Annotated in this window: 17 protein-coding genes; 7 read left to right on the forward strand and 10 right to left on the reverse strand. The window is 70.7% G+C overall.

Annotated elements, in window-relative coordinates:
- Nucleotides 1-35: 35 nt before the first annotated feature.
- Complete coding sequence (locus VC184_RS13135) at nt 36-1,724, reverse strand: ABC-F family ATP-binding cassette domain-containing protein (protein ID WP_274179347.1); 1,689 nt, start codon at nt 1,722-1,724, stop codon at nt 36-38.
- Between the two features lie 104 nt (nt 1,725-1,828).
- Between VC184_RS13135 and VC184_RS13140 the strand changes: the two genes are divergently transcribed.
- Nucleotides 1,829-2,941 carry an FAD-dependent oxidoreductase gene (locus VC184_RS13140; protein ID WP_323986523.1) on the forward strand — a complete coding sequence of 371 codons (1,113 nt, stop codon included), beginning with the start codon at nt 1,829-1,831 and terminating at the stop codon, nt 2,939-2,941.
- A 122-nt stretch (nt 2,942-3,063) separates the two neighbouring features.
- Here the strand turns inward: VC184_RS13140 and VC184_RS13145 are convergent, their stop codons facing one another.
- Together VC184_RS13145 and guaB are read right to left on the reverse strand one after the other, a co-directional pair.
- Nucleotides 3,064-3,927 (reverse strand): endonuclease domain-containing protein, encoded by an 864-nt coding sequence (locus VC184_RS13145; protein WP_323986524.1) that lies wholly within the window; start codon nt 3,925-3,927, stop codon nt 3,064-3,066.
- 195 nt (nt 3,928-4,122) lie between these two features.
- Nucleotides 4,123-5,628, reverse strand: a complete 1,506-nt coding sequence (guaB, locus tag VC184_RS13150) for an IMP dehydrogenase (protein WP_094261156.1) — start codon at nt 5,626-5,628, stop codon at nt 4,123-4,125.
- Nucleotides 5,629-5,879: 251 nt separating this feature from the next.
- Here guaB and VC184_RS13155 point away from each other — a divergent pair, with 251 nt between their 5' ends.
- From VC184_RS13155 to VC184_RS13175, 5 genes are all read left to right on the forward strand, one after another.
- The gene (locus VC184_RS13155; RefSeq protein ID WP_407667142.1) at nt 5,880-7,154 is read left to right on the forward strand and encodes a branched-chain amino acid ABC transporter permease; all 1,275 of its coding nucleotides are present in this window, start codon (nt 5,880-5,882) and stop codon (nt 7,152-7,154) included.
- Between the two features lie 5 nt (nt 7,155-7,159).
- Nucleotides 7,160-8,140 carry a branched-chain amino acid ABC transporter permease gene (locus VC184_RS13160; RefSeq protein ID WP_269268837.1) on the forward strand — a complete coding sequence of 327 codons (981 nt, stop codon included), beginning with the start codon at nt 7,160-7,162 and terminating at the stop codon, nt 8,138-8,140.
- Nucleotides 8,130-9,167: an ABC transporter ATP-binding protein gene (locus VC184_RS13165; protein ID WP_114587620.1), complete on the forward strand. Its 1,038-nt coding sequence runs from the start codon at nt 8,130-8,132 to the stop codon at nt 9,165-9,167. The genes VC184_RS13160 and VC184_RS13165 overlap by 11 nt, the downstream gene beginning before the upstream one ends.
- Nucleotides 9,164-9,886, forward strand: a complete 723-nt coding sequence (locus tag VC184_RS13170) for an ABC transporter ATP-binding protein (protein ID WP_091503903.1) — start codon at nt 9,164-9,166, stop codon at nt 9,884-9,886. Before VC184_RS13165 ends, VC184_RS13170 begins: the two co-directional genes overlap by 4 nt.
- A gap of 124 nt (nt 9,887-10,010) precedes the next feature.
- The gene (locus tag VC184_RS13175; protein ID WP_323986526.1) at nt 10,011-11,303 is read left to right on the forward strand and encodes a hypothetical protein; all 1,293 of its coding nucleotides are present in this window, start codon (nt 10,011-10,013) and stop codon (nt 11,301-11,303) included.
- Here the strand turns inward: VC184_RS13175 and VC184_RS13180 are convergent.
- From VC184_RS13180 to groES, 3 genes are all read right to left on the reverse strand, one after another.
- On the reverse strand, nt 11,215-12,573 hold the full coding sequence (locus tag VC184_RS13180; protein ID WP_112617893.1) for an ABC transporter substrate-binding protein: 1,359 nt from the start codon (nt 12,571-12,573) through the stop codon (nt 11,215-11,217). The genes VC184_RS13175 and VC184_RS13180 overlap by 89 nt on opposite strands.
- A gap of 173 nt (nt 12,574-12,746) precedes the next feature.
- Nucleotides 12,747-13,688: an EamA family transporter RarD gene (gene rarD / locus VC184_RS13185; protein ID WP_323986528.1), complete on the reverse strand. Its 942-nt coding sequence runs from the start codon at nt 13,686-13,688 to the stop codon at nt 12,747-12,749.
- Between the two features lie 122 nt (nt 13,689-13,810).
- Nucleotides 13,811-14,107 (reverse strand): co-chaperone GroES, encoded by a 297-nt coding sequence (gene groES, locus VC184_RS13190; RefSeq protein WP_023954390.1) that lies wholly within the window; start codon nt 14,105-14,107, stop codon nt 13,811-13,813.
- Between the two features lie 142 nt (nt 14,108-14,249).
- Between groES and VC184_RS13195 the strand changes: the two genes are divergently transcribed.
- Nucleotides 14,250-15,485, forward strand: coding sequence for a class I SAM-dependent methyltransferase (locus VC184_RS13195; protein WP_323986530.1), 1,236 nt, complete (start codon nt 14,250-14,252; stop codon nt 15,483-15,485).
- On the opposite strand, the gene VC184_RS13200 is transcribed toward VC184_RS13195, so the two are convergent.
- Genes VC184_RS13200 through tsaB form a run of 4 tightly spaced genes read right to left on the reverse strand, consistent with a single transcriptional unit; the run spans nt 15,464 to nt 18,112 of the window.
- On the reverse strand, nt 15,464-15,925 hold the full coding sequence (locus VC184_RS13200; protein WP_274179354.1) for a hypothetical protein: 462 nt from the start codon (nt 15,923-15,925) through the stop codon (nt 15,464-15,466). The two genes, VC184_RS13195 and VC184_RS13200, sit on opposite strands and share 22 nt — an antisense overlap.
- Nucleotides 15,922-16,989 (reverse strand): tRNA (adenosine(37)-N6)-threonylcarbamoyltransferase complex transferase subunit TsaD, encoded by a 1,068-nt coding sequence (gene tsaD, locus VC184_RS13205; RefSeq protein ID WP_323986531.1) that lies wholly within the window; start codon nt 16,987-16,989, stop codon nt 15,922-15,924. The genes VC184_RS13200 and tsaD overlap by 4 nt, the downstream gene beginning before the upstream one ends.
- Nucleotides 16,986-17,453: a ribosomal protein S18-alanine N-acetyltransferase gene (rimI, locus tag VC184_RS13210; RefSeq protein ID WP_269268830.1), complete on the reverse strand. Its 468-nt coding sequence runs from the start codon at nt 17,451-17,453 to the stop codon at nt 16,986-16,988. The genes tsaD and rimI overlap by 4 nt, the downstream gene beginning before the upstream one ends.
- Nucleotides 17,450-18,112, reverse strand: coding sequence for a tRNA (adenosine(37)-N6)-threonylcarbamoyltransferase complex dimerization subunit type 1 TsaB (tsaB, locus tag VC184_RS13215; protein ID WP_274179356.1), 663 nt, complete (start codon nt 18,110-18,112; stop codon nt 17,450-17,452). Before tsaB ends, rimI begins: the two co-directional genes overlap by 4 nt.
- Nucleotides 18,113-18,134: the final 22 nt, after the last annotated feature.

Raw genomic sequence — 18,134 nt, forward strand, 5'->3', positions numbered from 1 at the left:
CCGGTCCGGACACGACCGCCGGACCGGCCGTCCGCTCAACGGGCGCGCGCGACCCGCTGCTCGTCCCAGACGGGCTCATTCGACTCGTAGACGCGTCCGTCGCCGCCGAAGACGACGAAGCGGTCGAACGAACGAGCGAACCAACGGTCGTGGGTCACCGCGAGCACCGTGCCCTCGAAAGCGGTGAGCGCGAGCTCGAGCGCCTCGGCCGACGTGAGGTCGAGGTTGTCGGTGGGCTCGTCGAGCAGCAGCAGCGTCGCACCCGACAGCTCGAGCAGCAGCACCTGGAACCGCGCCTGCTGACCACCCGACAGGCTGTCGAAGCTCTGCTCCGCCTGGCGGACGAGCCCATAGCGGTCGAGCGCCGAGCTCGCGGCATCCCGCGGCATCCCGGCTCGGCGATCGTCGCCCCGATGCAGGATCTCGAGCAGCGTGCGGCCGGTGAACTCCGGATGCCGGTGGGTCTGGGCGAACCAGCCCGGGACGACCCGCGCGCCGAGCGTCACGGTCCCCGCGTGCTCGACCGGCTCGAGGGCGGAGCCGACGGCGGTGACGTGTCCGAGCAGGGCGTCGGGCTCCGTGCCGCCCGCGGCGAGGAGACGCAGGAAGTGCGACTTGCCCGAGCCGTTGGAGCCCAGCACCGCGACACGGTCGCCGAACCAGACCTCCAGGTCGAACGGCCGCATGAGGCCGACGAGTTCCAGCCCGTCGGCGACGACCGCGCGCTTGCCGGTGCGCGAGCCGCGCAGGCGCAGCTCGAGGTTCTGCTCGGCCGGCCGCTCCTCGGGCGGCCCGGCCTCCTCGAACCGGCGCAGCCGCGTCTGCGCCGCGCGGTATCGCGACGCGAACTCGTCGCTGGCCGCGGCCTTCGCCTTCATATCGGCGACGAATCTCTTCAGCTTCGCGTGCTCCTCGTCCCACCGGCGGCGCAGTTCGTCGAGCCGGGCCATCCGGTCGTCGCGGGCGCGGTGATAGGTCTCGAAGCTCCCGCCGTGGACCCAGGCGGTGCTGCCCGCTCCCCCGGCCTCGAGAGTGACGATGCGGTCGGCGGCACGGGCGAGCAGCTCGCGGTCGTGCGAAACGAGCAGGACCGTCTTCGCCGTCTCGCGCAGGCGGTCCTCGAGCCAGCGCTTGCCCGGGACGTCGAGATAGTTGTCGGGCTCGTCGAGGAGCAGCACCTCGTCGGGCCCGCGGAGCAGTGCCTCGAGAGCGAGCCGCTTCTGCTCGCCGCCCGAGAGCGTCGTCAGCTCGCGGTAGCGCGCCCGCTCGAACGGCACACCGAGGGCCGCCGTCGTGCAGGTGTCCCACACCGTCTCGTACTCGTAGCCGCCCGCGTCGGCGTAGTCGGCGATCGCGGCGGCGTAGCGCATCTGGGTGTCGAGCTCGTCGGACGCGATGACGGCGTTCTCGGCGTCATCCAGCTCACGGGCCGCACGACGGACACGATCGGGCGCGACCGAGATCAGCAGGTCGTGGACGGTCTCACCGGCGCCGCCGTGCCCCACGAACTGGTCCATGACCCCGAGGCCGCCGTCGATCTGGACGACACCGCCGTGGGCCGCGGCATCCCCTCGGATGATGCGCAGCAGCGTCGTCTTTCCCGCGCCGTTCTGCCCGATCAGCGCGGTCGTCGAACCCGCGCCGACGCGGAACGTGACCTCGTCGAGCAGCGGCCTGCCGTCGGGGAGGGTGTACGAGACACCCTGTATGTCGAGCGATCCCATCGTGGACCGGGCCTTTCCGCTCCACTGCGGAGCCGACCAGGCTATCGCACGCCGGGGCGCGCTCGTGCGCGCGCCCGGACCGCGGCGAGTGGGATGCTGGCGGCATGACACGCATCGTGATCGTCGGCGCGGGCATCATGGGCCTCGCCACCGCGTGGGCCCTCGTCCGCCGGGGTGAGCGCCCCCTCGTCCTCGAGCGCTTCGGGCGGGGGCACACCCACGGCGCGTCGCACGGCGCGACCCGCAACTTCAACAACGCCTACGCCGACGCGCACTACCTCGATCTGCTGCAGCGGGCCCGCGACGGGTGGGACGCTCTCGGCGAGGTCGACGGGGAGCCGCTGCTGCGACGGCACGGGCTGGTGACGCACGGCGTCGGCAGCGACCTCGGCGGCGGCGCCGACGACGGCGACGGGCTCGAGACGATCGCGCGGAGCCTCGGCGCGCGCGGCATCCCCGCGGAGATGCTGTCTGCCGTGGAGGCGGGCGCGCGGTGGCCGGGGATGCGATTCGAGACCGACGTCCTGTACTCGTCGGACGCCGGCGTGGCGCGGGGGTCGGCGGCGATGCTCGAGCTGGAGCGCCGCGTGCGAGGCTGCGGCGGCGAGGTGCGCTGGGGTGCGCCTGTCGCCGGCGTCGAGGATCTCGGCGAGCGCGGCGCGCGAGTGCGGCTGGCGAGCGGCGGCGAGATCGACGCGGATGTCGTCGTCGCGACGGTCGGAGCTTGGACCGAGGGTCTGCTGCCCGGCATCCGCTTGCCCCGCCTCACGGTGACGGAGGAGACCCCGGCGCATTTCGCTTCGACGACCGGTCCCTGGCCCTCGTTCAACCATCGGCTCGACCCCGCGCGCTACCCGGCACCGGTGTACGGGATGCCGACGCCGGACGAAGGGGTCAAGGTCGGGTTCCACCGCGTCGGGGACGTCGTCGATCCCGATGCGCGCCCGCACCGGGTTACGCACCACGAGACGCTCGTCGAGTACGTGCGGGAATGGATGCCGGGGCTCGACCCCGAATCCGCCGTGCACCTGTCGTGCACCTACACCTCGACCGACGACAGCGCCTTCGTGCTGGATCGCGTCGGCTCGGTGGTGGTGGGCGCGGGATTCTCGGGCCACGGCTTCAAGTTCGCGCCCGGTGTCGGCGCCACTCTGGCCGACCTCGCGCTGGATGCGACGGCGCGCGCAGCCGCGCCCTTCCGGCTGCCGGCGGGGTGAGTCCGGGTCCGGCGGGCTGCGCGAAGTTCGGAGAATGACGCGAAACTCGGACCGATCGGCTCGATCGCTCCGATACTGACGAAACTCTCCGAAGTTCACGGGCGGTCCCCGCGCAAGCCCACTTACTGCCGCAGGTGGAGCCGTTGGGCGAGGGCACGCTGGAGGGTGCGCTGGACGGCGGCCCGCTCATGCACGACCTGCCGGTAGGTGAAGCGCAGCACCGTGTAGCCGCGCAGCCGCAGCTCGGTGTCGTGGGCGACGTCTGCGGTGCGCTGCGCACTCGAGGCGTGGAACGCGAATCCGTCGACCTGAACGACCAGCGCCTCGCCAATGAGGCCGTCGACGAATCGACCGGCGACCTTCGCCTGCTGCACGACAGAGATCCCGCGTGCACGCAGCGGCGCGAAGACCAAGGTTTCGAGGCCGGAGTCAGACAACCCCGTGACCGCGCCGGCGAGCTCGCGCGCCGCGACCGCCGGCCACGGCACAGCCCGGAGGGTCTCGGGCGCGAGAGCCTCGGTGCGGGCGGCCGACTCCCACACCACGAGCGCGTCCTCCCGCGGCAGGCACTGGGCGATGTGGCCAAGCGCATCCTCGATGCCGGCTTGCAGATCAGTCCGCGCCACCGGGCAGAGCGGGCGGGTCCAATGCACCATGATGTCGGCGTCGATCCCCGCGGACGACGCGTGCGGCACAAGGTGCACGTGATGCTTCGACGAGATATCGTCGGGCACCCACCACCCGCGCCGCCGCGCGAGCGAGACGCAGGTCAGTCTTCCGCCGGCGGATGCCGCCGCACGGAGGTCTCCCGGTGCCCCTGCAGAAACGCACCAGGCGCGGCGAACCATCCGCAAGCCGCCCGAAGCGACCGCGTCGCGGATCAACCGCACGGAGAACCCCGCGGCGAGCACCTCACTGCGGTGCGCGATGCCACCGGCGCCCTCGACCCATCGGGTGACATCGGATGCTGTGGAACGGCGAGGCATCCCGTCATCCTTGTGCGGCGCCGCGGCCCCGCGGCATCCCTCCCCGGTTCTGGGGAAACCCCTCAGCCCTCTCGCCCTGGGGAGGAGGACCCATACCGGTCGCGCCTCGGAGAATGCGACGAAGGTCGGACGATCTGGAGCGATCGATCCGACCTTCGTCAGAATCTCCGAGCTTCGCGCGCAGGCGTGCGCGGATCAGCGCTTGTAGTTCGGGGCCTCCACCACGATCTGGACGTCGTGGGGGTGCGACTCCTTGAGCCCGGCCGAGGTGATGCGCACGAACTTGCCGCGAGCCTTCAACTCTTCGACGGTGCGCGCGCCCACGTAGAACATCGACTGACGCAGGCCGCCGATGAGCTGGTAGGCCACGGCCGACACGGGGCCGCGGTAGGCGACCTGACCCTCGATGCCCTCGGGGATGAGCTTGTCGTCGCTCGGGACGTCGGCCTGGAAGTACCGGTCCTTCGAGTACGAAGTCTTCTTGCCGCGGGTCTGCAGCGCGCCGAGCGACCCCATGCCGCGGTACTGCTTGAACTGCTTGCCGCCCTGGAAGACGATCTCGCCCGGCGACTCGTCGGTTCCGGCGAGCAGCGACCCGAGCATGACCGAGTCGGCGCCGGCGACGAGGGCCTTGGCGATGTCACCCGAGTACTGCAGACCGCCGTCGGCGATGATCGGGATGCCGGCTTCGCGCGCGGCCAGCGACGCCTCGTAGATCGCGGTGACCTGGGGCACGCCGACACCCGCGACGACGCGCGTGGTGCAGATCGAGCCCGGACCGACGCCGACCTTGACGGCATCCACACCCGCGTCGATGAGCGCCTGCGCACCCTCGCGGGTCGCGACGTTGCCGCCGATGACGTCGATGTGCTCGAAGGATGCATCCGCCTTCAGGCGCTTGACCATGTCGATGACGCCCGCGGACTGCCCGTTCGCGGTGTCGACGACGATCACGTCGACGCCGGCGTCGCGGAGAGCCTCGGCCCGCTGCCACGCGTCGCCGAAGAAGCCGATGGCCGCGCCGACGCGCAGGCGCCCCTGGTCGTCCTTCGTCGCGAGGGGGTACTTCTCGCTCTTGTCGAAGTCCTTGATCGTGATGAGACCGGCGAGCTTGCCCTCCTCGTCGAGGAGGGGGAGCTTCTCGACGCGATGGTGGGCGAAGAGTGCGATGACCTCGTTCGCCCCGATGCCGACGCGACCGGTGACGAGGTTCTCGCTCGTCATGACGTCGCGCACCTTGGTGGTCTGCCGCTCGAAGCCCGAGACGAAGCGCATGTCGCGGTTCGTGACGATGCCGAGCAGGTGCCCCTCGTCGTCGACGACCGGCAGGCCCGAGATGCGGTACTGCCCGCAGAGCGCGTCGACCTCTTCGATCGTCGCGTCGGGGGTCGTCGTGATCGGGTCGGTGATCATGCCCGACTCGCTGCGCTTGACCCGGTCGACCATCGCCGCCTGCTCCTCGATGGAGAGGTTGCGGTGGATGATGCCGATGCCGCCCTCACGCGCGATCGCGATCGCGAGGCGCGCCTCGGTGACGGTGTCCATCGCGGCCGACAGCAGCGGGGTGGCCACGGTGATGCGCCGCGTCACGCGCGACGACGTATCGGCCTCGGACGGGATGACGTCGGTGTGCCCCGGCAGGAGCAGGACATCGTCGTAGGTGAGGCCGACGAATCCGAACGGGTCGTTGTAGTCGCTCATGCGCACTCCTTGGAAGTCTCAACGATTCTAAGCGCCCGGCGCCGCGCGGCATTCCCTCGCCCGAGATCCGCGAAACGACACACCGCATTCGTTGTTGCGCACCGGAAACACGCAAGCAACAATCAGCGCATACGTTCAGGTGTCGCCGAAGCCACCAGCAGAACCGGTACCTCTCGGCGTTCGTCCACTTATCTCAGGAGGTGCCAGTGGCGATCACTTCGATGACGCGCGCTGCTCGTCGCCCGAGGCGCATGTTCTCGACGTTGATCGCCGGCCTCCTGGCCGTCGTGGCGTTCCTGTGCATCGCCTCCCCCGCCATGGCCGCAGGAGACGACGCCGAGTCGTTGCCCTTCACGATCGCGGGCAACGTCCGCACCGGTGGTGAACCCGTCGAGGGTGCCACCATCGTCGTGACCGGCGGCGACTTCGAAGCCGAAGGCGAGACGAACGAGAGAGGCAGCTTCTCGATCGGCGTTCCGACGAAGGATGTCGCGTACACCGTCGAACTCGTCGAGGACAGCCTCCCCTCGGGGGTGACCGTCCCGGAGGGCTTCGAGTCGACGCTCGAGGTGGAGTTCGGCGCGACCAGCACGATCACGCGCAACTTCACGCTCGAGGCGGCCGAGCGGCAGACGACGAGCTTCGTCGACCAGCTGCTCTCCCGCGCCGTCAACGGCCTGAACTTCGGCCTCATGCTGGCCCTCGCCGCGATCGGGCTCTCGCTCGTGTTCGGCACGACGGGCCTGTCGAACTTCGCGCACGGCGAGATGGTCACCTTCGGAGCGCTCGCCGCGCTGCTCTTCTCGGCCGGGTTCAGCCTGCCGATCTGGATCGCGATCCCGTTGGCGGTCGCCGTCTCGGCGCTGTTCGGCCTGACGATGGATGCCGGCCTCTGGCGGCCGCTGCGACGCCGCGGCCTCGGCACCGTGCAGCTCATGATCGTCTCGATCGGTCTCTCGCTCGCGCTGCGCTACATCTTCCAGATGTTCGTCGGCGGCGGGACGGCCCAGCTCCCCGGCGGCTCGACCTCGGTCATCCCCGGGCTCGGCCCCATCCGCCTCACCCTCACCGACGTGATCAGCATGGGCGTCTCGCTCGTGGTCATCGCCGGCTTCGCGTGGTGGCTCATGCGCACGCGCATCGGCCGCGCCACGCGGGCCGTGTCGGACAACCCCTCGCTCGCCGCCGCCAGCGGCATCGACGTCGATGCGGTGGTCCGGGTCGTGTGGGTCGTCGCCGCGGCGCTCGCCGGCCTGTCGGGTGTGCTGTGGGCCTACTTCCGTCCGGGCATCAAGTGGGACATGGGCACCAGCATCCTGCTGCTCATCTTCGCCGCCGTCACGCTCGGCGGCCTCGGAACCGCGTTCGGTGCGCTCGTGGGCGCCATCATCGTGGGGCTCCTCGTCGAGGTCTCGACGCTGTGGATCCCCTCCGACCTCAAGTACGTCGGCGCGCTGGTCGTGCTGATCGTCATCCTGCTGTTCCGCCCGCAGGGTCTCCTCGGGCGCCGAGAGCGAATCGGATAGGCATCGTGAACTTCCTTCAGATCCTCAGCAACACCGCGGCGCAGATCCTCGCCCCGGCGACCCTCGGGTACATCCTCGCCGCCATCGGCCTGTCGGTTCACTTCGGCTTCGCGGGCCTGCTCAACATGGGCGTCGCGGGCTTCATGGCGATCGGCGCCTACGGGTTCGCGATCTCGATCCTCACCTTCGGCCTCGCCTGGCCGGTGGCGGCGCTCATCGGTCTCATCGCCGCCGTGGTCTTCGCGCTCGTGATGGGCATCCCGACCCTGCGGCTGCGCGGCGATTACCTCGCCATCGTGACGATCGCGGCCGCCGAGGTGCTGCGCCTGCTCTTCCTCACGTCGGCGTTCCGCAACCAGACGGGATCGGCCGACGGCCTCTCGGGCTTCCAGGCCGGGTTCCGCGCCAGCAACCCGCTTCCGCCCGGACGGTGGGGCTTCGGGCCGTGGACGTACCAGTCCGACCAGTGGTGGGTCATTATCGTCGGATTGATCACGATCGCGATCGTCGTCGCCCTCGTCTGGCTGCTCATGAGCAGCCCCTGGGGGCGCGTCATCCGCGGCATCCGCGAGGACGAGGACGCCGTGCGCTCGCTCGGCAAGAACGTCTTCGCCTTCAAGATGCAGGCGCTCATCGTCGGCGGTGTCATTATCGCGGCCGGCGGCATCGTCACCGCCATGGGCACCAACGTCAACCCGAACGTCTACGTCACCTCGCAGACGTTCTACGTCTGGACGGCGCTGCTGCTCGGCGGCGCGGCCACCATCTTCGGCCCGGTGCTCGGCGCCGTGCTGTTCTGGGTGGTGCGCGCGTTCCTGTCGAACCTGCTGCCGGCCCTCGTCAACATCGGCTGGCTGCCGTTCCTGACCACCGAGCAGAGCCAGATGCTCGTGTTCGTGCTGGTCGGCGTCGCGCTCATGCTGCTGGTGATCTTCCGCCCGCAGGGCATCCTCGGAAGCAAGAAGGAGCTGACCTTTGTCCGCTGATGTCGTACCCCCGACGCCGCGCCCCAAGGCGACCGGCCTGCACAAAGACGACGGCAGCGGCGAGGTCCGCCCCGGCGTCGCGAAGAACGACCCGATCATCGTCGCCGACGGCGTCAAGCGCGTCTTCGGCGGCCTGACCGCCGTCGACGTCGAGCACCTCGAGATCCCGCGCGGCGCGATCACGGCCCTCATCGGCCCGAACGGTGCCGGCAAGACGACCCTGTTCAACCTGCTGACCGGCTTCGACAAGCCCAACGCGGGGTCGTGGTCGTTCGATGGGACCAACCTCGCCGGCATCCCCGCCTTCAAGGCCGCTCGCATGGGTCAGGTGCGCACGTTCCAGCTGACGAAGTCGCTCGGCCTGCTCACGGTGCTCGAGAACATGAAGCTCGGCGCTCCGAAGCAGAAGGGCGAGGGGATCCTCGCCGGCATCCTGCCCTTCCTCTGGCGCAAGCAGGAGGCCGAGATCGAGGAGAAGGCGCGCGGTCTGCTCGCCCGCTTCAAGCTCGACGCCAAGGAGAAGGACTTCGCCGCGTCGCTCTCGGGCGGACAGCGCAAGCTCCTCGAGATGGCCCGCGCTCTCATGAGCGACCCCGTGCTCGTCATGCTGGATGAGCCGATGGCCGGCGTGAACCCCGCGTTGACGCAGTCGCTGCTCGACCACATCCTCGACCTGAAGGACCTCGGCATGACCGTCGTGTTCGTCGAGCACGACATGCACATGGTGCGTCACATCGCCGACTGGGTCGTCGTGATGGCCGAAGGACGCGTCGTCGCCGAGGGCCCGCCCGACACCGTGATGCAGAACCCCGCGGTGATCGACGCCTACCTCGGCGCACACCAGGACGTCGACCTCGGCGTCGTGACGGGCCGGCACGCCGGCGAACTGCCGCCCGAGGCGGAAGAGCTCGTCGAGACGGTTCACGAGCTCGACCAGGCGATCGACGAGGCGCCGACGACGGATGCCGCGGGCACGACGGATGCGGCAGGCGCCGTGGATGCCGAGAAGGATGGGGACCGCAAGTGACCGAGAACGTCGTCGAGCTGTCGGATGTGCACGCTGGCTATCTGCCCGGGGTGAACATCCTCAACGGCGCGAACCTCACCGCGGCTCCCGGCGAGCTCGTCGGGATCATCGGCCCCAACGGCGCCGGCAAGTCCACGATGCTCAAGGCCATCTTCGGGCAGGTGAAGGTGCGCTCCGGCTCGGTGAAGCTGAACGGCGAGGAGATCACCGGGCTGCGTGCCAACAAGCTCGTGTCGAAGGGCGTCGGCTTCGTGCCGCAGACGAACAACGTCTTCCCGAGCCTGACGATCGCGGAGAACCTGCAGATGGGGGCGTATCAGCGACCGAAGGTCGTCGCGGAGCGCACCGACTTCGTGACATCCATCTTCCCCGACCTCGCCAAGCGCCTGCAGCAGCGGGCCGGATCGCTGTCGGGCGGCGAGCGCCAGATGGTCGCGATGGGGCGCGCGCTGATGATGGATCCCTACGTGCTGCTGCTCGACGAGCCCTCCGCGGGGCTGTCGCCGTCGCGCCAGGACGAGGCGTTCCTGCGGGTGTCGGAGATCAACAAGGCCGGCGTGACGACGATCATGGTCGAGCAGAACGCCCGACGCTGCCTGCAGATCTGCGACCGGGGCTACGTCCTCGATCAGGGCCGCGACGCCTACACGGGCACCGGCCGTGAGCTGCTCAACGACCCCAAGGTCATCGGCCTGTACCTCGGCACGCTGGGGACCTGAGCCCGCTTCGCCTGGCTTCGCCTGGTTCGGGGCGATTCCTCCCCCGCGAGAGATGCGCGCGGGCGACGCACAAGGCGTGGGCGTTGAGCCCCGCGGGGCGGACTACACCGGGAGAATCGGGGGGATGCCGCGACTCCCGGAACCTCTGCCTGACGCCCTCGGCGAAGCGTTCTCGTGCGCCGATGCGTCGGCCGCGGGCGTATCGCTCAAGCGTCTGCGTGCCCTGGATCTCGACATCCCGTTCCGCGGGGTGCGCCGGAGAGCGGGAGCCGGGGAGGCCGCGGCGACCGGCCCGCTCGCCGAGGATCACGCTGCGCGGCAGCGGGTGCTCGACCGCGCGCGGGCGTATGCCCAGATCATGAGCGGACACGCCTTCTACTGCGGGCGCACAGCCGCGGTGCTGTGGGGAACGGGTGCTCTGCCCTCCGGTGAGCTCGAGGTCGGGGTCGTCGCGCCGGAACGCGCGCCGCGGCGGCGCGGCATCCGCGGACGTCAGCTCGCGCCGACGCACGTCGAGGTGAGGACTCTCGGGGGCCTGCGGCTGTCGTCACCGGCGTCGACGTGGGCAATGCTCGGGCGGGACGCCGGCGTCCGCGAGCTGGTGCGGATCGGCGACGCGCTCGTGCGGGTGCCGCGCGGCGATCGTGGCCGGCGCCGCCCCGAGGCGCGGCTGTGCACGGTGGATGAGCTCGCCGAGGTGGTCGCCTCCGGGAGGCGCGTCGGTTCCGCGAAGCTCGTCAAAGCGTTGAGCCTGGTCCGCGAGGGGGCGATGTCTCCGCTGGAGACCGACTTCCGGCTCGCCGTCGTCGCGGCGGGGCTGCCCGAGCCGCTGCTCGACCGGGAGATCCGCGATGGCTCGGGGCGGCTGGCGGGGATCGCGGATGCCGTCTGGCCCGAGTACCGCGTCATCGCCGAGGTCGAGGGCGACCACCATCGCACATCGCGGAGCCAGTGGGCGCGCGACATCGAGAAGCACACCGCCTACGTCGCTCTCGGCTTCGAGGTCGTGAGGCTCACGTCCGCGCACATCCGCCCCACCGGCTCCGCGGCGGTGGCGCTCGTGCGCGGTGCCCCTTCGGCGCCGCGGGTGGTCTCCCCCGAACTGACCCCGCGCTTCACCTGGCAGCTCGCGCCCACACACGCGCCAGGAGCGGGCACCAACTGCCAACTCACGCGCGAGCGCGAGCCCACCCAGCGCTCACCTGGCAGCTCGCGCCCACACACGCGCCAGGAGCGGGCACCAACTGCCAACCCACACCCCGAGCCCGCCCCACGGCGCGCACGACGAAGGGCCCCGGTCAGGAGACCGGGGCCCTCGTGCGCGGGGATCAGCCGACGCGGACGAACTCGTAGTTGTTGTCGTCGCCGTACTCGAAGACGCCGATGGATGCCTCCGTCGGGTCGCCCACCTCGTTGAAGGTGATCGGGCCCGAGACACCGTCGTAGTCCGCGGCCTCACCGGCGATGATCAGGTCGGCGCACTCCGCGAAGGTCGTGCACTTCGTGCCTTCGCCCGAGCCGCCGGAGACCGCCTGCAGGTTCGCGGCGACGTCGGGGCCGGCCGTCGATCCGGCCTGCAGCGCCGCGAGGGCCAGCAGCACGACGGCGTCATACGACTCCGGCCCGTAGGTGAAGTCCTGCAGCTCGGCGTTGCCGGCACCGGTCCAGAACGCCTGCAGGTTGTCGCGGAAGGTTGCGATCGACGCGGGGTCGACGGCGGGGTAGGTGCCCTTCGCGCCGGCCATGGTGCCGGCTTCGAAGTCGTCGCCGAAGTTCGCCAGGTTCCCGTCGACGAGGTACAGCTGCTCGGGGGCCACCTCGGCACCGATCAGCTCGGGGATGATCGTCTTGACCTCTTCGAACGTGATCAGGGCGATCGCGTCCGGGCCGGCTGCGAGCACGTCCTCGACCTGGGCCGAGAAGTTCGTGTCACCGGTGTTGTAGAGCGAGGTCGCGACGACCTCGCCGCCGGCAGCCTCGAAGGCGGCCTTGGTAAAGCACGCGAGGCCGGTGCCGTAGGCGTCGTTGAGGACGATCATGCCGAGCGTCTCGTTGCCGTCGGCGCCGATCAGGTTGCCGAGCACCTCGCCCTGCAGGACGTCCGAGGGAGCGGTGCGCCAGTAGAGACCCTTGTCCTCGTAGCCGGTGAAGGCGGCCGAGGTGTTCGCCGGCGAGAACTGGATGGCGTTGGCGGCGATGACCTGGTCGATGAACTGCAGCGACGTGCCCGAGGACGCCGCGCCGATGATCGCCGTGGCGCCTTCGCCCAGCAGTCGCGGGATCTCCGTCTCGTACGCCTTGTTGTCGGTGTCACCCGAGTCGCCCTGCTTGAGGTCGATCGTGATGCCCTTGCCCGCGGCGTTGATCTCGGATGCGGCGAACTCGGTCGCCGAGATCTCGGGCGGGCCGAGGAAGGCGAGGTTGCCGGTCACGGGCAGAGCCGTGCCGATCGTGTAGGTGAGGTCGGTGCCGGGACCGGTGGAGGTCGAGGTGTACTCGGGGGTGTACGACGCGGGCTCGGCCGCTTCGCAGTCGATGGGGAAATCGGCCGAGGAGTTCCCTTCGGCGTCACCCGATGCAGCCGGTTCGCTGCCTCCGGCACAGCCTGCGAGGACGAGGGCACTCGCGCCGATCACGGCGATACCGCCGAGGACCTTCGCGGTGCGGGAACGGGTGAGAACGCCCATTGTGCTCCTTGATGAGTGGGAACGCGGCACCGAAGCCCCGCGAGGTTGGGTCAAACCTAGTGGTGCCGCTGCATCAGGGATGTTGCGATGTGTTAACGGTCTGTTACGCGACCTAATCGTTACTTCCGGCCCGCCGCATCCCGCGCGATGACGCGGGTGGGACCGGTGCCACGTCAGACGACGGGGGCGACGTCGGATGCCTCGTCGACGCGTTTCGGACGACGAGCGGCGCGCAGCGAGTCGACGCTGAGCACGACGAGGGCGAGCCAGACGAGCCCGAAGCCGATCCAGCGCTCGAGAGGCATCGGCTCGCCGAGGATCCAGGCTCCCGTGATGAACTGCAGGATCGGCGCGACGAACTGCAGCAGGCCGATGACCGTGAGGCTGCTGCGACGGGCGCCGGCGGCGAAGAAGAGCAGGGGCACGGCGGTGACGATCCCGGCGAGGGTCACCAGCGCGGTGTGGCCGGGGCTGACCGAGCCGAACACGAGCCCGCCGGTGACCGCGACGATGATCGCCTGCACGATCGCGACGGGCGCCAGCCAGAGCGACTCGAGGGTCAGGCCGCTGACGGCGTCGACCAAGGGCCCGATCTGCTTCTTGACCAGTCCGTAGGTGCCGAAGCTCGCGGCGAGGGTCAGGGCGATCCACGGGAAGGCCCCGTAGCCGATGACGATGACGCCGACCGCGACGGCGGCGATGCCGATCGCGACCCACTGGGCCACCCGCAGCCGCTCCTTCAGGACGAGGACGCCGAGGAGCACCGTGACGATCGGGTTGATGAAGTACCCGAGGCTCCCCTCGATCACGTGCCCCGTGAGGGTGCTGATGAGGAAGACCTGCCAGTTCACGTAGATGAGCAGCCCAGCCACGATGGTCCACAGCACCAGGCGCGGCGTGCGCAGGATCGCGATCAGCTTGCCCCAGGCCCGGAGCACCGTGAGGAGGATCGCGCAGAACACCAGCGAGAACAGGATGCGCCACGACACGACCTCGAACGGCCCCATCGGGGCGAGCGTGAGGAAGTAGAGGGGCATGAAGCCCCAGAGCACGTAGGCCGAGAAAGCGTAGATCCCGCCGAGCGAGCGTTCACGGGCGGGATCGAGGGGTGTCACGAGCCAAGCATAGGACGGTCATGACACGGCGAGGTCACGACGGACTGCCATCCGCCGCCGCACGCCTGCCATGACGAAGGCCCGGATGCGATGCACCCGGGCCTTCGTGGAAGAGCTCTGCGTCAGCGGACGACGACGGCGAGGACGTCGCGCGCCGAGAGCACGAGGAACTCGTCAGCGCCGAACTTGACCTCGGTTCCGCCGTACTTGCTGTAGATCACGCGGTCGCCGACGGCGACGTCGAGCGGAACACGGTTGCCGTTGTCATCGATGCGGCCGGGGCCGACCGCCACGACCTCGCCCTCCTGGGGCTTCTCCTTGGCGGTGTCGGGGATGACCAGACCACTCGCAGTGGTCTGCTCGGCCTCGACCTGCTTGATGACGATGCGGTCCTCGAGCGGCTTGATGGAAACCGACACGGTCTACCTCTTTCTTCGACAAGACTTGTTGGCAATCTCACCCTGAGAGTGCCAACTCCGAGTCTAGGGGGACGTTGGCACTCATGCAACGCGAGTGCCAACGTCCCTGAACCGGCGGCACCGCCCCGCGTAGGCTGTCGTGGTGGATCACGCCGAGCTCTCCGCGTTGCTGACCCCCGAGGGACTCCGTCTGGTCGACGCCCTCCGGATCTCGTCGACGGCGGATGCCGCGTCGGCCGTGTCGCGGCTGCGACGCGAGGGCCTCTCCCCCGACCTCGTGTCGGCCGTCGTCGGGCAAGCGCGGCTGCGCGAGCGCGCGCGGGCGAAGTTCGGTCCGTTCGCCGATCGGATGCTGTTCACCCGGGCCGGCCTCGAGCAGGCCACGCGTCTCGCTGTCGCCGCCCGCCACGCCGGCAGGTTCCGCGATGCCGGCATCGCCCGCGTCGCCGACCTCGGCTGCGGCATCGGCGGCGATGCGCTCGGCTTCGCCGGCATCGGGCTCGAGGTCCTGGCCGTCGACGCCGACGAGATCACCGCTGCCCTGGCCGCCTACAACCTCGCCCCGTTCGGTGCAGCCGCTCGCGTGCGCCACGGGCGGGCGGAGGAGACCGATCTCGACGGCGTCGATGCCGTCTGGCTCGACCCCGCTCGCCGCACCTCGGGCCACAGCGAGACGCGGCGCATCGCGGCATCCGACTACACGCCGTCGCTCGAGTGGGCCTTCGACCTCGCAGGTCGGATGCCGACGGGCATCAAGCTCGGCCCTGCGTTCGACCGCGACGACCTTCCCACCGACGGCGAGGCGCAGTGGATCAGCGCGGACGGCTCGACGATCGAGCTCGTCCTCTGGTCGGGCGCTCTTGCTCGCCCGGGCGTCCGGCGGTCCGCCCTCGTGATCCGCGGCGATCGTGCCGCCGAGCTCACCGCCGCCGATGATGCTTCGGACGTCGATCCGCGCGATCTGGGCGCCTACCTGCACGAGCCAGACGGCGCCGTCATCCGCGCTCGGCTGATCGGCGACGTGGCCCGCTCACTCGACGCGGGGATGCTCGCCGGCGGCACGGCGTACATGACCTCCGACACGGGGCGTACCAGCGCGTTCGCGACGACGTTCCGGGTGCGCGAGGTCCTGCCGCTGAAGACCCGCGAGATCGACGCCGCGCTCAAGCGCGCAGGGATCGGCATCCTGGAGATCAAGAAACGCGGGGTCGACATCGATCCTGCGCAGTTCCGCAAGAAGCTGAGCCTGTCGGGGAGCGCGTCGGCGACCCTCCTCCTCACGCGCGTCGGAGACCGCCGGGTGGCCGTCCTCGCCGACCGCGTCGAGGACGGTGAGGGCCGCCCCGGCGACGGGGCTCAGTCCAGCAGCCCGGCCTGAGCCGCCGCCCAGACGAGCCAGCCCGCGCTGTAGAGGATCGACAACGCGGCGAGGCCGAGCGCCCACACCGCGACCCCGCGACGCTCCCACGGTCGGCGCAGCGCCAGCACCGCCATGACGACCGCTGCGATACCCAGCGGGAACGCCCACCCGACGAACAGCGACAGTAGGAGCGCCACGATCGCCAGGGCCAGCGCCCACGCCCCCGACCGCGGCAGGATCTCGGGCGCCGGGGCCCACTCGACGCGCGGCTGCGACGCAGCGGGCTCGGCGCGCGGGCCGACCTCGGGGCTGCTCAGCAGCGGTGTCGGCTGCGTGAACTCGCGCTGGAACCCACCGCGGTGCTCGCCCGGCAGCCTCGCGGCCTCGGGAGCCGACGCGACGTCATCCGTCGGCGCTGCCACGGCGGGGCGCCGACTGCGCCGACGGTCATCGCTCACCCGCGTACCTGAATCTCGGTGACCGGAAGCGTCGAGTCGGCGCCGAACGAGAGGGTCGACGGGTCGGCGCCCGAGGAGATGAGCTCGGCGGCGAGCGCAGCGATCATCGCCCCGTTGTCGGTGCACAGGCTCAGCGGTGGGATGCGCACCGCGACGCCCGCGGCGGCGGCTCGTTCGAGCGCGACCTCGCGCAGCCGGCGATTGGCGATCACGCCGCCGCCGAGGAGCAGCCGTGGCACGCCGTGCTGCGCGCACGCGTCGAGCGCCTTGGTCACGAGGACGTCGACGACTGCTTCGCGGAAGGATGCCGCGACGTCGGCGACGGGCACGGTCTCGCCCGCCGCCTCGCGCTGCTCGATCCAGCGCGCCACGGCGGTCTTCAGCCCGGAGAAGGAGAAGTCGTACCGGTGCGCGGCCAGGTCGGACGCTCGGGAGAGTCCGCGCGGGAATCGGATGGCGTCGGGGTCGCCGCTGGCTGCGGCGCGGTCGATCTCGGGGCCTCCGGGGTAGGGCAGACCGAGGATGCGGGCGATCTTGTCGAAGGCCTCGCCGGCGGCGTCATCCATCGTCTCGCCGAGCATCTCGACGTCGGAGACCAGATCGCGGACGAGGAGGAGCGAGGTGTGCCCGCCGCTGACCAGGAGGGCGACGGTCGGGTACTCGACGTCGTCACCGGTCAGGATGTCGGCCGCGATGTGACCGACCAGATGGTTGACCGCGTAGAGCGGCTTCCCGAGCGACACGGCGAGGGCCTTCGCAGCCCCGACGCCGACCATGAGCGCCCCGGCCAGCCCCGGCCCGCTCGTGACGGCGACCGCGTCGAGGTCCTGCAGCGAGACGCCCGCTTCGGCCACGGCGGCCTCGATCGCCGGCTGAAGCGCCTCCAGATGAGCTCGTGCCGCGACCTCGGGCACGACGCCGCCGTAGCGGGCATGCTCGGCCATCGAGCTCGCGATCGTGTTCGACAGCAGCGTGCGCCCCCGGACGATGCCGATGCCGGTCTCGTCGCAGCTGGTCTCGATCCCCAGCACGAGGGGTTCGGAGCGGGTCAGGTCGGTGGTCATCGGTCGGTCCCTCCCTCACCGCGGAGGTTCAGCTGCATGATGATGGCGTCGACGTCGTCGGGCTGGTAGTACCGCGGACGGCGGGCGATCTCGACGAACCCCTCCGAGACGTAGAGGGCCTGGGCGACGGGGTTGTCGGCGCGCACCTCGAGGAAGAGCTCGCGAGCGCCGCGGTCGCGGGCTTCGGCGACGAGCGCCCGCAGCAGGGTTCGGCCGCGACCGGTGCCGCGCCGAGACGGTTCGAGGGCGATGGTCTGGATGTCGGCGTCATCCGCGCCCCGCACCGACCGGACACCGCCGTAACCGACGACGCGATCGTCCTCGACGTCGACGAGGTAGCGCCCGTGCGGCGAGGCGAGCTCTGCGGACATGGCGGTGCGGCTCCACGCATCGGTGGGGAACGACGCCTGCTCGAGCGCCATGATCGCGTCGAGGTCGTCACCGGTCGCGGTCCGCAGGCTCACGTGCCCACCTTCTTCGGTCCGGCCGGCACCGTCACGTCCGGGGCGCGGAGGTACAGGGGCTCGGCGGCCGACGCGTCGGCGGCGCCCGCCGACAGCCGTTCGGCCGCGATCCGGGCGAGGGCTGCGGCACTGATGGATGTCGTCTCCGGCAGCTCCGAGGCGGGAGCTCCGAACAGGGCGAGGGGCTCGGTCGACGCGCGCGGCACGAGATGCGCGTCGGTGAGGCGCACCGGCATCCCCCGTTCGACGCGATAGATCGAGACGGCGACCTCGCGACGGCGGGCATCGGTCACGATCGCGACCGGCTCGCCCTCGACGGGAGCCGCGCCGGCGGTGGCGTACGCGGGATCGACGTGTGCGCGCGCCGCCGCATCGTGGCTCGCGACCGCGATCAGGGGGACGCCGCGCCCGAGGGCGAACGCCCGTGCGGCCGCGATCCCGACCCGCAGTCCCGTGAACGGACCCGGCCCCATGCCCGCGGCGACGGCCGTGATCTCGACGGGGTCGACCCCCGCTTCGTGGAAGACGCGCACGAGCAGATCGCCGATGACCTCGGCGTGACCGCGGGGGTCGCGGCTGACGACCTCGGCGCGGACACGGCCCGCGGGGTCGACGATCGCGACGGCCGTGCCGATCGAGGTGTCGATGCCCAGAATCACGTCACCCAGGGTAGCCCGGGCC

This window comes from Microbacterium plantarum (genome assembly GCF_035231185.1).
GTDB classification, from domain to species: Bacteria; Actinomycetota; Actinomycetes; order Actinomycetales; family Microbacteriaceae; genus Microbacterium; species Microbacterium plantarum.